At 66.0% G+C, this 15,169-nt stretch carries 7 protein-coding genes, 2 tRNA genes and 1 rRNA gene; all 10 read right to left on the bottom strand.

Annotated features, from left to right (window positions below):
- Window positions 1-25: 25 nt before the first annotated feature.
- Window positions 26-101, bottom strand: a tRNA-Ala gene (locus tag KF707C_RS10680).
- A 32-nt stretch (window positions 102-133) separates the two neighbouring features.
- A tRNA-Ile gene (locus tag KF707C_RS10675) sits at window positions 134-210 on the bottom strand.
- Window positions 211-275: 65 nt separating this feature from the next.
- Window positions 276-1,812 (bottom strand): 16S ribosomal RNA (locus KF707C_RS10670).
- 499 nt (window positions 1,813-2,311) lie between these two features.
- Window positions 2,312-4,339: an exodeoxyribonuclease V subunit alpha gene (gene recD / locus KF707C_RS10660; protein ID WP_004422663.1), complete on the bottom strand. Its 2,028-nt coding sequence runs from the start codon at window positions 4,337-4,339 to the stop codon at window positions 2,312-2,314.
- Window positions 4,336-7,968: an exodeoxyribonuclease V subunit beta gene (gene recB / locus KF707C_RS10655; protein ID WP_004422660.1), complete on the bottom strand. Its 3,633-nt coding sequence runs from the start codon at window positions 7,966-7,968 to the stop codon at window positions 4,336-4,338. Before recB ends, recD begins: the two co-directional genes overlap by 4 nt.
- Window positions 7,965-11,381 carry an exodeoxyribonuclease V subunit gamma gene (recC, locus tag KF707C_RS10650; RefSeq protein WP_004422659.1) on the bottom strand — a complete coding sequence of 1,139 codons (3,417 nt, stop codon included), beginning with the start codon at window positions 11,379-11,381 and terminating at the stop codon, window positions 7,965-7,967. The genes recB and recC overlap by 4 nt, the downstream gene beginning before the upstream one ends.
- Window positions 11,382-11,476: 95 nt before the next feature.
- Window positions 11,477-12,235: a hypothetical protein gene (locus KF707C_RS10645; RefSeq protein WP_004422656.1), complete on the bottom strand. Its 759-nt coding sequence runs from the start codon at window positions 12,233-12,235 to the stop codon at window positions 11,477-11,479.
- Window positions 12,236-12,410: 175 nt separating this feature from the next.
- Entirely contained in the window at window positions 12,411-12,776 is a 366-nt protein-coding gene (locus tag KF707C_RS10640; RefSeq protein WP_004422655.1) for a SpoIIAA family protein, read from the bottom strand.
- Between the two features lie 115 nt (window positions 12,777-12,891).
- Window positions 12,892-13,719, bottom strand: coding sequence for a phytanoyl-CoA dioxygenase family protein (locus KF707C_RS10635; protein WP_004422653.1), 828 nt, complete (start codon window positions 13,717-13,719; stop codon window positions 12,892-12,894).
- A gap of 32 nt (window positions 13,720-13,751) precedes the next feature.
- Entirely contained in the window at window positions 13,752-15,125 is a 1,374-nt protein-coding gene (locus KF707C_RS10630; RefSeq protein WP_231992308.1) for an amino acid permease, read from the bottom strand.
- Window positions 15,126-15,169 lie beyond the last annotated feature (44 nt).

Here is a 15,169-nt window from a genome sequence, read left to right as displayed (position 1 = left end):
CACTCTTGGCTGCCTGACTGGAGAGTGGTGGAGCCAAGGAGGATCGAACTCCTGACCTCCTGCGTGCAAAGCAGGCGCTCTCCCAGCTGAGCTATGGCCCCAATGTCGGCCGGTCATTCGACCCCGCGACAATTGGTGGGTCTGGGCAGATTCGAACTGCCGACCTCACCCTTATCAGGGGTGCGCTCTAACCAACTGAGCTACAGACCCAATCGCCTTCGCAATTGAATCAAGCAATTCGTGTGGGAACTTATGAAGAAGCTGATGTCTTCGATTAAGGAGGTGATCCAGCCGCAGGTTCCCCTACGGCTACCTTGTTACGACTTCACCCCAGTCATGAATCACTCCGTGGTAACCGTCCCCCTTGCGGTTAGACTAGCTACTTCTGGAGCAACCCACTCCCATGGTGTGACGGGCGGTGTGTACAAGGCCCGGGAACGTATTCACCGTGACATTCTGATTCACGATTACTAGCGATTCCGACTTCACGCAGTCGAGTTGCAGACTGCGATCCGGACTACGATCGGTTTTATGGGATTAGCTCCACCTCGCGGCTTGGCAACCCTTTGTACCGACCATTGTAGCACGTGTGTAGCCCTGGCCGTAAGGGCCATGATGACTTGACGTCATCCCCACCTTCCTCCGGTTTGTCACCGGCAGTCTCCTTAGAGTGCCCACCATAACGTGCTGGTAACTAAGGACAAGGGTTGCGCTCGTTACGGGACTTAACCCAACATCTCACGACACGAGCTGACGACAGCCATGCAGCACCTGTGTCTGAGTTCCCGAAGGCACCAATCCATCTCTGGAAAGTTCTCAGCATGTCAAGGCCAGGTAAGGTTCTTCGCGTTGCTTCGAATTAAACCACATGCTCCACCGCTTGTGCGGGCCCCCGTCAATTCATTTGAGTTTTAACCTTGCGGCCGTACTCCCCAGGCGGTCGACTTATCGCGTTAGCTGCGCCACTAAGATCTCAAGGATCCCAACGGCTAGTCGACATCGTTTACGGCGTGGACTACCAGGGTATCTAATCCTGTTTGCTCCCCACGCTTTCGCACCTCAGTGTCAGTATTAGTCCAGGTGGTCGCCTTCGCCACTGGTGTTCCTTCCTATATCTACGCATTTCACCGCTACACAGGAAATTCCACCACCCTCTACCATACTCTAGCCCAGTAGTTTTGGAGGCAGTTCCCAGGTTGAGCCCGGGGATTTCACCTCCAACTTGCTGAACCACCTACGCGCGCTTTACGCCCAGTAATTCCGATTAACGCTTGCACCCTTCGTATTACCGCGGCTGCTGGCACGAAGTTAGCCGGTGCTTATTCTGTTGGTAACGTCAAAACAGCAAGGTATTAACTTACTGCCCTTCCTCCCAACTTAAAGTGCTTTACAATCCGAAGACCTTCTTCACACACGCGGCATGGCTGGATCAGGCTTTCGCCCATTGTCCAATATTCCCCACTGCTGCCTCCCGTAGGAGTCTGGACCGTGTCTCAGTTCCAGTGTGACTGATCATCCTCTCAGACCAGTTACGGATCGTCGCCTTGGTGAGCCTTTACCTCACCAACTAGCTAATCCGACCTAGGCTCATCTGATAGCGTGAGGTCCGAAGATCCCCCACTTTCTCCCGTAGGACGTATGCGGTATTAGCTCGAGTTTCCCCGAGTTATCCCCCACTACCAGGCAGATTCCTAGGCATTACTCACCCGTCCGCCGCTCGCCGGCATCCCGAAGGACCCGCTGCCGCTCGACTTGCATGTGTTAGGCCTGCCGCCAGCGTTCAATCTGAGCCATGATCAAACTCTTCAGTTCAATACTGCTTGGGTTTTGAGAAAACCCTAAACTTGGCTCAGCAATCGCAAATAAACTCTCGAATTCACGAGTGTTACTTGTGATGCTGATAATCAGTTGACTATCAGTCTTACCTCACAAGCACCCACACGAATTGCTTGATTCAGTTGTTAAAGAACGTTTCGATCAAGTCTTTCGTCTCAACCGAGGCCGCGCATTCTACAGCAGCCTTTCTTACTGTCAAGCTGTTTTTTCGAAAATTTCTTTTCTACTCAACCGCTTGCGCTTTCGATCCGATTCACTCTTCTCGTCAGCGGGAGGCGCATTCTACAGGATTCAATCCCGCCGTCAACACCTCACTTCCGAGCCTTTCGCTTTCAGCTTAACCCTTTGATTCTCAAGGAGTTTCGCTTGGCGACTGCGCCGGAAGTGGGGCGCATTATAGGGATGAGAAATCTGCCGTCAATACCCAATTCAAATAATCGGTAAAAGTCTGCTCTCATATAAAGGACGCACGCACTCAACCTTCCAGCGCTTCCCGCAATCCACTGCGGCGCTCGACCCGTCGTTGCACCGCCTGTTCGAAGATCCCCGCACGCGTCTCCACCAGGCTGAACCAGCGACGCGCCCGCGTGATGCCGGTGTAGACAAGCTCCTTGGTCAGCACCGGGTTCAGGTTGTCCGGCAGGATCAGCGCGCAGTGGGCGAACTCCGAGCCCTGGGACTTGTGGACCGTCATGGCGAACACCGTCTCCACCGCCCCCAGCCGGCTCGGCAGGATATGCCGCAGCGCGCCGCTGCCGTCGTTGCGCGGGAACACGACCCGCAGCACCTGACGGACCGTCGCCCCGGGGAACTCAGGCGGCTCCGGCAGGCGCAGGGTGATGCCGATGTCGCCGTTCATCAGGCCCAGGCTGTAGTCGTTACGGGTCACCAGCACCGGCCGGCCTTCATACCAGCCGTGATCCTGCTCCAGCAGGCCGCGGCGCTGCAGGGCCTGGGCGATCCGCTCGTTGAGCCCCTCCACGCCCCAGGGCCCCTTGCGCACCGCGCAGAGCAACTGGAACTGGTCGAACGCCGCCAGCACCCGGCCCGCCCAGCCATCCCAGGCCTGGAGATCCTCGCCTTGGCCGGGTCGCTCCGCCTGCATCAGTTCCAGATAGTGCGCATACCCCTGCGGACCGGCCCCGGCCTCTCCCAGCCCGCTCAGTAGCAGCCGTTCCAGGGCGCGATCCTGCTCACCGGACAAGCGCAGTACATGCAGGTCCTCACTGCCAGCCGCCAGGGTGCTGCGCGCGCCCTGGGCATCCGCACGGTTCACCGCACGGGCCAGCCGGCCGATGCCGGAACCGCTGCCGAAGCGCCGGGAGTGCCTCAGCATCACGATGTGCTGGGCCAGCGGCTGGTCGCCCGGCAGCAACGACGGATCGGCCAGAGGCTCGCCGGTCCGGGCCTCCAGCCAGGCACGAGTGGCCTCGCTGTAGCCACCGGTTTCCGCCTCCCGGCACAGGTCGCCCAGCACCGCACCGGCTTCCACGGACGCGAGCTGGTCCTTGTCGCCCAGGAGGATCAGGCGCGAGTGAGCCGGCAAGGCGTCCAACAGGTTGGCCATCATTTCCAGGTCGATCATCGAGGCCTCGTCCACCACCAGCACATCCAGCGGCAAGGGATTGCCCGCGTCATGACGGAAGTGACGGCTGTCGGGGCGACTGCCCAGCAGCCGGTGCAAGGTGGTCACCTTGCTGGGGATCTGCGCCCGCACCGCCTCAGCCACCGGCAGCGACGCCACCTGGCCACCGATGGACTCGGTCAGTCGCGCAGCCGCCTTGCCGGTGGGCGCCGCCAGGCTGAGACGAAGGGGCGCGCCGGCCGCCATCGCCGCTTCCTGCAACAGCGCCAGCAGGCGCACCACCGTCGTCGTCTTGCCGGTTCCGGGACCTCCGGTGATCAGGGTGAAACGGCCCCGCGCCGCCAGGGCGCAGGCCAGCTTCTGCCAATCGGTCAGACGCTCGCCCTCCAGCACCAGGGGCTCCGGAAAAAGCGTCGCCAGGCGCGAAGACAGCTCGGCCGGCGCGTCGGCGATGGCCTGCAACCGCTTGGCGATATTGCCCGCGACCCGCCGCTCGTAGTCCCAATAACGGCGCAGATAAAGGCAGGGACCGGAGAGGACAAGGGGCGCCCCCTCCGCCTCGAGCAGGGCACTTCCGCGGCATGCGGCCAGCCAGGTCTCCAGGCTGAGCCCTGCCAGCACCTGGGAGGGCAATAGCGTCGCCTCCTCCGGGTCCTCCCCTTCAGGCGGCAGGGAAAGCGTGAAGTCCGGATGGGCCAGGGTGGCCGCCAGGTCCAGGCAGACGTGGCCCTGCCCCAATTGGTGGCTGGCCAGGGCGGCGGCGAGGATCAGCAGCGGCGAAGCGCCAGGGTCCAGTTCGGCGAGGAAACGCGCCAGGGCGCGGTCGAGCTCCCGCAGCCAGCCACGCTCGCTCCAGGCCTCCAGCAGGTCGAACAGATCGGCACGCTCGCGCAGCGCCAGGGACAGTTCGTTGCTCATGCCACAGCCTCCACGGACTCGCCCAGGAACAGGGCATCCAGTTGTTCGATCAGTTCGCGCGGCGGCCGCGCCAGGTAGACGCCCGGCCCCGGCGCACGCAGGAAGAGGTAGAGCGCCCCCCCGAGATGACGGTCGTAGTCGTAAGCCGGCAGACGCAGGCGCAACTGCCGGTGCAGCGCCAGCACATAGAGCACGTACTGCAGGTCATAGCGATGACCGGCCATGGCCGCCGCCATCGCCTCGCGGGTGTAGGCGGCATCATCGGCGCCCAGCCAGTTGGACTTGTAGTCCGCCACGTAATAACGCCCCTCATGCTCGAACGTCAGGTCGATGAAGCCCTTGAACATGCCGTTCAGGGTATCGGCCCGCAGAGGCTGGCGAGGAAGTCCCGGCAACTCGTGCCGCTGCACCAACTCATCCAGCCGCTGCACATCGACATGCCGGGCCTCGAACCAGAACTCCAGCTCCGGCTGGTACTGCGTCAGCTCCGCCAGACGCACCGAGCGGCCGTCGCCCAGCGACAATGGCTGTTCCAGCAGCGCCTGCAACCATTGGTGCAGGGGGTCGATCCAGCTTTCCAGGCCGCGGCGCTGGCAACGTCGCGCCAGGGCTTCGCGCAGGACACCCGGCTCCGCCACGCAGCGGGCGAAACCTTCCTCGGCGGCCAGTTCCAGCAGGCCGTGGAGGAAAGTGCCGGGGTTTGGGCCGCGCGGAAAGCGGTGCAACCCCTGGGCGGAAGCCGGCAACGGGGCCTGGGCCAGCTCCGGACTGTCGTCATCGGTGGAGTTCTGCATCGCCAGGCTGTCAGGTGCAACGTCTTCGTGGCGACTGGCGGGCGTAGGAGCATCCTCATCCAGGCGCAGGGCGCTGTAGGACGCGATCCACCAGTGCTCGGCCGCGCGCCGCGCCGGCGTGCGCCAGCGAGGCTCGAAGCGGGCGTCCGCCAGGGGACGGTAACGCTGCTCCGTCGCCTCGGGTGCGGGCAGCACGCTACTGCGCTGGGGATCGGCGAAAGGCGACAGCCATTCGGCGAGCTGCGCACTGCTGGCCAGCGGCACGCCGCCCCCCAGCAGGTAGCCCAGGGCGGACTCATGGAGCCGCGATTTCTTCACATTGCCGATCTTCAGGTCCGTCACTCCCAGCCAGCAGGCATGGCGGGCGCGGGTCAGCGCCACGTAGAGCAGGCGCAGGTCCTCGCCCAGGCGTTCGTGTTCGGCGCGCTGCAGGGTGTCGGCATCCGCCTTGAGGACCAGCCGGCGGCGTTCGCCGTCGTGGACCTGAAGGGGCTTCTTGTCGTCCACCGGGCGGAAGGCACAGATGAAAGGCAGGAAGACCAGCGGATACTCCAGGCCCTTGGATTTGTGGATGGTCACCACCCGCACCAGGGCCTCGTCGCTCTCCAGGCGCAGCACCTGCTCCTCGACGGCCTGGCCCTCCCCCGCCAGCAATTCGCCCAGGTGGCGGATCAGCGCCAGCTCGCCGTCCAGCTCGGCGGCGGCCTGTTGCAGCAGTTCGGCCAGGTGCAGCAGGTTGGTCAGCACCCGCTCGCCATCCTCGCGTCCCATCAGCCGCTGGGGCAACGCGAAGTCCTGGAGCAACTGGCGCAGCATGGGCAGCACGCCCTGGCGCTGCCAGCGCAGGCGGTAGTCGCGGAACTGCATGACCCGGCGTTCCCAGATGCGCTCGTCGAGGTTGATCCGCTCCAGCTCCGCCAGGTCAAGCCCCAGGGTCGCACTGGCCAGGGCGGCCCGCAGCGGCCGGTCCTGGTCCGGCTCGGCGCAGGCGCGCAGCCAGAGCAGCAGGTCGCGGGCCTCCTGGGCGGCGAACACCGAGTCCTTGTCCGACAGGTAGACGCTGCGCACGCCGCGGGAGGCCAGTTGCCCGCGGATGGACTGGGCCTCGTTGAAATCCCGCACCAGTACAGCGATATCGCTGGGCCGCAAGGGGGTCAGCACGCCATCCCGGGTGAAGCCGGCGCGGCCCTGCTGGCCAAGGTCCAGCAGGCGCACGATCTCGCTGGCCGCTGCCTGGGCCAGGCTGTCCAGGTAGCCGCCCTTGGCCACTGGCTCCTCGCTGGCCAGTTGCCAGAAGGTCAGGGCGGCCTGGGACTCGCCGTCCAGGGTCCAGCACTCCTTGCGCCCCTGGGCATCCACCGGAATGAAGGGCAGATCATCGCGGAAGAGGAAGGCCCCTACCCCGCCCTCGCGGTTCTCGGCGCGAAGGAACAGGCCGTTCACCGCGTCCACCATGTCCTGGCTGGAGCGGAAATTGCGCTCCAGGTTGTAGTGCCGCCCGACGGTGGCGCGGCGCGCCCGCAGGTAGGTGTGAATGTCCGCACCCCGGAAGGAATAGATGGCCTGCTTGGGGTCGCCGATCATGAACAGGCCACAGTCGTCGCGGTTCGCCTCCACCTCGTAGAGGGTGTCGAAGATGCGGTATTGCAGTGGGTCGGTGTCCTGGAACTCGTCGATCAACGCCACCGGAAACTGCCGGCGGATCACTTCGGCCAGGCGCGGACCGTTCTCGCTCTGCAGCGCGGCGTCCAGGCGGGTGAGCATGTCGTCGAAGCCCATCTCGGCCCGCTGGCGTTTCTCCCGATCGAAGCGCTCGCGCACCCAGGCGGCGGCATGGTGCAGCGCAGCGTCGCCGGCATCGGACAGCCCCTCCAGCGCCGCCTCTAGGCCCACCATCGCATCCAGCGCCGGGTGCGTCGGCGGCGTCCCCTTCCAGGCTTCGGCCAGGCCGTCCGGGGTCAGGCGGGTGAAGCCGGTGCCCAGGTCCAGGCGCGCCTCCTCACCCTTGGCCCAGTTCAGCAGCTTCTCCAGCCAGGGGTTGTAGTAACGCGCCTGGATCTTTCGGGCATCCACCTGCTTGTCGGCCACCGCCCGGTCCAGCAACCCACGCAGCTCATCCGCCCAGGCCGCCCAAGGGGCCTTCAATGCCGCCAGCTCCCGCTCGCGATCGGCCAGGGCACGCTCCAGCAGCGCGCCCAGGGGTTGCGGGTCCACCGCCCCCGGCTCGCCCAACAGGGGGCGCAAGCGGGCGCCGAGACCGGCCGGCGTGCCCCAGTTCCCGGCCACCCAGGACAGGGCCGCGCCCTGAAGCGGGTAGCAATGCTGCCGCCAGTAGTCCCGCACCACTTCGGCCAGCAGCTCGCTGTGGTCGGTTTCCAGGGTCTGGCTGAACAGGCTGCCGCTGTCGAAGGCATGCTCCCGCAGCATCCGCTGGCACCAGCCGTGAATGGTGGAGACAGCCGCCTCGTCCATCCACTGCGCGGCCAGTTCCAGGCGGCGGGCACAATCGGACCATGCCGACTCATCGAAGTCGGCCCGCAACTGGTCCAGCAGCGGATCCGGCTCACCGTCGCCACGGAAAACCGCCGCCGCCTGCACCAGCCGCGCGCGGATGCGGTCCCGCAGTTCGCGGGTGGCGGCATCGGTGAAGGTCACCACCAGGATCTGCGGCGGCAGCAGCGGCTCGCGAAAGGCCGCGTCACTGCCGTGCCTGAGGATCAGCCGCAAGTAGAGCGCGGAGATGGTGAAGGTCTTGCCGGTGCCGGCGCTGGCTTCGATCAGCCGGCTGCCATGCAGCGGAAAGCGCAGGGCCAGGGGACGTGGAGACAGGCTCATGCCGCTTCCTCCTTGAGGGCGATGGGGTGGCTGGCCAGCAAGGGGCCGTAGAGGCACTCGCTCCAGGCGGGGAAACGGCCATCGGCGGTCAGCGCCGCGTAGTCCGGGAACTGCCGCGCCAGGCTGGCACTGCCGACCACTTCGCCGGTGAGGTTGTAGCCGCCTTCGTAGACGCCACGGGCCTTGTCGTCGTTCTCTTCCTGCAACCAGGCCAGGGAGGTCTTTAATGCCACCGGCAGCGGCGCCTGCATGCCCGAGGTCCAGGCCTCCAGCCAGGCCGTCAGTTGCTTGCCGGCCGACTCCTGCGACAGCGGTTCGAGGGCCAGGGACTGGTCTTCGCCCACCAGCAGCGTGGTGATGGGCGCGCCGCAAGCCGCTGCGATCACATGCAGTACATAGGGCCGCAGCAGGCGATGCCATTTCCAGCCCTTCTCCTTGGCCAGGCCGCCGGGCAGCAGCTCCAGGCGCGCCAGGCTGCCGTCAGCCTTGCGCCGCAGCCCACCCAGCCAGCCCTCCAGCTGCACGCCGGAGGCCGCGAAGCTCAGGCGCACGGGCGACTCCAGCAGCTCGGGCCAGAGCAGGCAGAGCCCGGCATGGCGCTGCAACTGATCGGGCAAGGGCTGCAGCAAGCCGTCTCGGTACTGCTGGCCAAACCCCGCCAGCGGCAGTACGCCAGCACGCTGCAAACGGTCGGCCGCCGTCATCAGGGCTCGCGTGAAGTCTCCGTCGGGCGCCTGCACGGCGGACTTCAGCAAGTGGTCCTGCAACTGGTAGCGCTCCAGGCCATCGAGGCTGAAGGGCTCGCTGTCCAGTTGCGCCTGCTGCTCCTCGTCCAGATGGACCTTGAGGCGGCGGGTGAAGAAGCACTTCACCGGATCCCGCAGGAAGCCCTGCAGCATCTCGGGGCTGATCTCCCGCCCCTCCTCCCAGGCCGGCAGAGGCGCGGCGTCCTCACGGGGTACCGCCCCGCCATGCAGCGCCGCCCACTCATGGACGTAGCTGAACAGCCCCGGCTGCTCGTCGAAATAGCGGCGACTGAAGGGCTGCAGCGGGTGCTCGGTGGTCAGCGCATGAAGCAGGTCGCCGCCTCCTGCCAGGGTCCAGGCGCTGGCGAGATGGTCACGCAACTGCCCCACCAGAACCGACGGCGGACGCTCGCTGTTGTCGCGGATGCTGCGCCCCACCCAGCTCACGTATAGGCGGTCGCGCGCAGCCAGCAGCGCCTCCAGCAGCAGGTAGCGATCATCCTCGCGGCGGGAGCGATCGCCGGGGCGGTAATCGCCGGCCATGAGGTCGAAATCCAGCGGCGCCTGGCTGCGGGGGTAATCGCCGTCATTCATGCCCAGCAGGCAAACATGGCGGAAGGGAATGGCGCGCATGGGCATCAGGGTGCAGAAATTGACCGCGCCCGCGAGAAAACGCTGGCTCAGGCGCCCCTGGTCCAGGTCGCCAAGCCAGGCCTCGCGGACCACCGGCAGCGGCAGCGACTCGTCGAGTCCGGCGGCCTCGCAGAGTTCCAGCCAGGCGTCCAGGGCGTCGAGCAACTGGGTACGCAGCACTTCCTCGCGCTCACCCTGCGGCAGGAAGAAGGTCTCCAGCAGATTCCGCAGCCGCTCGCCCCAGGCCACCGGCGTCGCCGGCGCCTTGAGGGTCTCCAGCTGGCGGTCCAGGGCTTCCAGCAGCCGGGTCAGCGGACCGATCAGGGCGGCGTCCAGGCCGCCGATCTCGTCGTAGGGCTCGATGTCGGCATAAGCCCCGGCGGCGCCCACGGCGTAGCCCAGGAGCATGCGGCGCAGGCCGAAGCGCCAGGTGTTCTGCTCCAGGCCTTCGCCGAGCCCAAGGGATTCCCGCTGCCGAGCGTCCAGGCCCCAGCGGATGCCGGCACCTTCCAGCCAGCGGCGCAAGGTGGGCAACTCGTCTTCCCTGATGCCAAAGCGTGCGCGCAGGGCCGCCACGTCCAGCAGGTCCAGCATTTCGCTGACGCTGAAGCGGCTATCCGGCAACTTCAGCAGGTGTTCCAGGGCGATCGCCAGCGGTTCCTTGCCGCGCAAACCCTGGTCCGCCAGTGTGAAGGGAATGAAGCGCGGGTCGTCGCCGGCGAATTGGCCGAACACCGCCTGGATATGCGGTGCGTAGGTGTTCACGTCCGGCACCATGACGATGACGTCGCGGGGGCGCAGGTCCGGATCGGCGCTGAACGCCGCCAGTAGCTGGTCATGCAGCACTTCGACTTCGCGCTGGGCGCTGTGGGCGATGTGGAAACGCAGGGAGCTGTCCCGCGACGGGTCGACCGGCGGCCAGGTCTCGCGGGTTTCCGCCAGCGGCCTCAGGTCGAGGATGTCGTTCTGCAACTGCCCCAGCAGGCCATCGCCCGACGCCGGGCTGAACAGGTCGATGCGGTCGAACTCTTCGCGGTAGCGCTCGGGGTCGTCGTACTGGTCCAGCAGGTTGATGTAGTCGCGCCCCTGCTTGCCCCAGGCGGCCAGCAAGGGCTGGGCGTGCTGGTGCATCCGGGACTCGTCGAACAGGCCGAGCTGCCCGGCCGCCACGCCTTTGCGCTGCTGGCGGCGGTACTCGTGGCGCAGCAGGTCCTTGTCTTCGACGATGTCGCCCCAGTGGTGCTGGCAGGGGTTATGGACATAGAGCATCACCTGGCTGAAGCGCGCCATCGCGGCCAGGGCCTCCAGCATCTGGGCCGGCAGCGAGGAAATGCCGAACACCGTGATGCGCCGTGGCAGGCCGCGCGGCGGCGCCTCCAGTTCACGCATCCGCGCGACGAAGCGCGGGTGAACGCCCGCCCGGCTTTCCGCCAGGTGCTCCTCGCCCACATCCGCCAGCAAGGCCCGCCAAAGCGCCGGCTGCCAGCGCGAGGCCTCGTCCAGCGCCCGCTCGCCGCCCCGGGAGGTGCGCAGGCTGTCGCGGCCCTCGGCCCAGTCCGCCAGCCAGTCGGCGCGGTAGACCTGGTACTGGTCGAAGAGGTCCGCCAGCCGCTCGGCCAGTTGGTGACGCTTGCGCAGGTCGCTGTCATCGGCGAGGAAACGCCGCAGCGGCGCGAAAGCCTCGTCCGCCAGCAGACCAGGCAGCAGGCGCATGAGGCGCCAGGTCAAGGGGGCCTTGTCCAGGGGGGACTGCTGGGGTATCGCGTCCTTGCCGAGCACACCGCGGTAGGCCTGCCAGAGGAAACGCGCCGGCAGGTCCACGTCCAGGGCCGCGGCGATGCCGCATCCCTCGCGCTCCGCCAGGGCCAGCTTGAGCCACTGGGCGATGCCGTTGCTCTGCACCAGCAGCACCTCGTTCTCCAGCGGCCGCAGCGGATGGCGCCGCATCCATTCCACCGCCAGGGCGCGCAACTCTTCCAGGTGGTTGCCGTGGATGACGATGAGGCCGGGGGACAGCTCCGGGCTTTGGGGCATCGACTGACTCCTGTCGAAAAAACCGATGGCGAAGTTTGCCAGCATTTCGCGACAAGGTGCGTCGTGGTTGCGCTGCCGCCAACCAGCCGATTCGATCAGGACAGGGCGTCCGCCGGCACGAAGATCCAGCCTTCCCGCTCGGGCACATCCTGAGCCGGGTGCGCCAGGGCTTCCGGCTGGCAGTGGAACAGCCAGGCGAGCAAGGCGCAGGTCAGCGCATCCCGCAGATCGGCATGGGACAGCGACGGGTCGTCCAGGTAGTCTCGCTGCAGGGTCGTCACGCTGGCCGACTTCCGACAAGCCGACGGATAGGCCTCGATCGCCCGCAGCCGGCTTCCGTCGGTCCAGACGCCGCAGCGCTCGAGGGTCGGCGCGAAACGCGCCAATACATGCATGCCTTTGGTGGCCTGGCTGCCGATCATGTCCTTCACCGCCGAGAGCGGCGTGATCCCCCGCTCGAAGAGGAAGCGTTCGGTCCGACGAAACAGATAGGGGTTGCTGGCCGAGCCCTCGATGCCCTCAACCGCCCTGCCCTCCACCAGCAGCTGCACGAAGGCGCTGGAAAACGCCAAAGGCGTGTCGATGGCCAGTACCACCGGCAGCCCCGCGAAGTCCTCCGCCTCGAGGCCGCACAGCGCCAGCAGGCGGGCAACGAAACCTGCGGTATCCGCCGCCTGGTTGATGGGCCGCCGCAGGTTGCCGCGCCAGGGCGTGCCCAGCATCCGCCGCCCGGCATCCAGCACCACCAGGGCGTCGCGACTGGCGGGGTTCTTGTCGCAGTTCCAGCCGCCGACGTCCCAGCCGATGAACAGGGCCGATGCATCTGCTGCCGACGGCTCGTTGCCTTGCTTCACGCACTCATCCTTCTTGCTGTCTTGGCGAATTTCCGGGCTCTGCCGGGAAAGCCGCACATCATGCCCGAATCACGAACCGCCGGAATGCCGGCCCCGGTCATTCAGGGCATGAAAAAGGGCGATCCGAGGATCGCCCTGTGAAGGCTGCAGCAGAGGGAACGGGCCTATCGGGCCACTAGCGGAAGAGCCACTCCTGTGCCTCGGACTCATGGTCAGGATCGAATGCCCTCACCGTCAGCCCGGGAATCAATGCCCCCTCCACTTCACTCACCTTGCGAATCCAGGACTTGTCGGCCACCACCGCCATCCGGTCGAAGCGCTTCACCAGCCGGAACAACTCGGGAAGATGGGAAAACTCCTCGGCCACGGCGCCCAAGGTCGGCATCTCGAAACTGTTGATCCGGTAGAGCATCCGGCCGTGGGAGATTCCCTCGGACTGTTGCGTGAGCTGCGCGATCACCGCGCGCATGTCATCACGATCCAGCTTTCCAGCCAGGTTGATATCGACGCGGTTCTCGCCGTTTCTCATGATCTGGAACATGGCAGCACCTCCTTGGGGAGCGTGCTTTCCACGATACGCCGCAGATGGGAAATGAAAAGAGCCCTCGGGCGGTTGGCGCAGCCAGGACGATCCATGGGTGAAGGGGTCGAGGCCCTTACCCCCTCGGCCACACCTGCGGAAACAGCCGATGCGCCATGGGCGCCCCAGCCGGCAGTTCGTCCGCCAGGCCCGGAAATTCCGGAGAGGTCTTCCATTGTCTGGGCGCGTGGACCATGTCTTCGCCCAGGAAGCGCAGGGAGAAGGCCCGGCGCCGGCGGTCACCGCCAACGCCCCCAGACGCGTGGAGGGTGAGCATGTGGAAGAATACCGCGTCGCCCGGCTCCAGTTCCCAGCCGAGTATGTTCCAGCGCGAGCGATCGTCCTCGATGTCGGGGAGATCGGCCAGGGTGCCTTCGGGGAACCAGCGGGCCTGATGGTCGAGGAAGCTGCGGGGCATCAGCCAGGGCCCCTGGTGGGAACCGGCGACGAACTCCAGGGTGGATTCACGCGCCACCGGGTCCACCGGCATCCACATGCTGCAGTTCTGCCGGCCCTCGACGTTGTAGTAGGGCTGGTCCTGGTGCCAGGGCGTGGGCTGGCGGGTATTGGGCTCCTTCACCAGCAGGTGATCGTGGAACAGCCGGGCGTTGTCGCACCCCATCAGTTGCGCTGCCACCGCCCCCACGCGGCTCTCGAAGATGAATCGGCGGTAATGGTCATTCTCCCGCCAATTGCAGAAATCCTCGAAGAACCAGCCCGGGTCGTCCTCGCGGCTGGCGACCTTGGCACGCTCGCTGGGATTGGCGAGGTTCTCCTCGATGCCCCGCTCCAGCAGCTCCACCTCCTCGTCCGTGAAGAGTTGGCGGATGCAGACGGCGCCGTCGCGCTGGAAATCCTCGATCAGTTCAGGCGCGAGTTCGAATCCTTGGGTGTGATGCCTCATGCAAATTCTCCTTCTTCCTGCAGGCGGCGGGTTCAGGGCCGCTCCGGCTCGGTGCGTTCGTCGGCATCGGGCCTCACCCACAGCCAGTAGGCAGCCGTGAGGATGAGCAGCCAGGAACCGCCGGCATAGAGGGCCTTGCGGGTGTCGGGGAATAGCCCCAGCACCACGAAGATGAAGGCCATGAACACCACGGCGAAGTACTGTCCATGAGGCCAGGCGGGGACCGGAAAGCCCAGTGAGCGGACCTCCTCGGGGACCATCGCACGGCGCATGGCGATTTGCGACAGCAGGATCATCAGCCACACCCAGACCACCGAAAAGGTGACCAGGGAAGCGAAGGTGAGGAACAGCTCATCGGGCAGCAGGTAGTTCAGCAACACGCCCACAAGCAGGGTGGCGGCCATCACCAGGACCGTCAGCCAGGGCACGCCATGGCGGGACAACCGGGCGAATTCCGCCGGCGCCTGCCCGTTCCCGGCCATGCCGTAGAGCATGCGCCCGGTGCTGAAGATGTCGCTGTTGATGGCGGAGATGGCTGCCGAGATCACCACCAGGTTGAGGATGCTGGCCGCCGAGGCGATTCCGAGGCCGCTGAACAACTGCACGAAGGGGCTGCCCTCGCTGCCGATGCGCGGCCAGGGGTAGATGGCCATCAGCACCAGCAGGGTGAGCACGTAGAAGAGCAGGATGCGCAGCGGCACCGAGTTGATCGCCTTGGGGATCATCCGCCGAGGATCCTTCGCCTCCCCCGCCGTCAGGCCGATCACCTCGATGCCGCCGAAGGCGAACATCACGATGGTGAAGGACGCCACCATGCCCTCCAGGCCATTGGGGAAGAAGCCGCCGTGAGCCCAGAGGTTGGCGAACGCGGGCGCGCCGGAGGAGCCATCGCCCAGCGGAATGCCCAGCAGCAACACCCCGAATCCGGCGACGATCATGGCGACGATGGCCACCACCTTCACCAGCGACAGCCAGAACTCCAGCTCGCCGAACACCCGCACGGCGCAGAGGTTGAGCCCGGCGATGAACAGCACGATGCCCAGCACCCAGATCCAGCGGGGCGTGTCGGGAAACCACAGCCCCATGTAGACGCCAAAGGCGGTCACGTCCGCCAGGCAGACCATCAACATGGAGAATGCGTAGGTCCAGCCGGTGAGGAACCCCGCATAGCGGCCCAGGTACTGGCTGGCGTAGTGGCCGAAGGAACCCGCCACCGGGGAGCGCACCGCCATCTCGCCGAGGGCGCGCATCACCAGGTAGACCGCCAGCCCACCGATGACATAGGCCAGCAGCACCGAGGGACCGGCCCGCTGGATGGCCGCCGCCGATCCGTAGAACAAGCCGGTGCCGATGGCGGAACCCAGGGCCATGAAGCGGATATGCCGGGCGTTCAGGCCTCGGCGCATGATGGAGCCTTCCATTGCCACACCTCGTCTCTGTCGTGATGGCG

The organism is Pseudomonas furukawaii (assembly GCF_002355475.1).
Classification (GTDB): domain Bacteria; phylum Pseudomonadota; class Gammaproteobacteria; order Pseudomonadales; family Pseudomonadaceae; genus Metapseudomonas; species Metapseudomonas furukawaii.
This window is presented reverse-complemented; position numbering and strand designations above follow the sequence as displayed.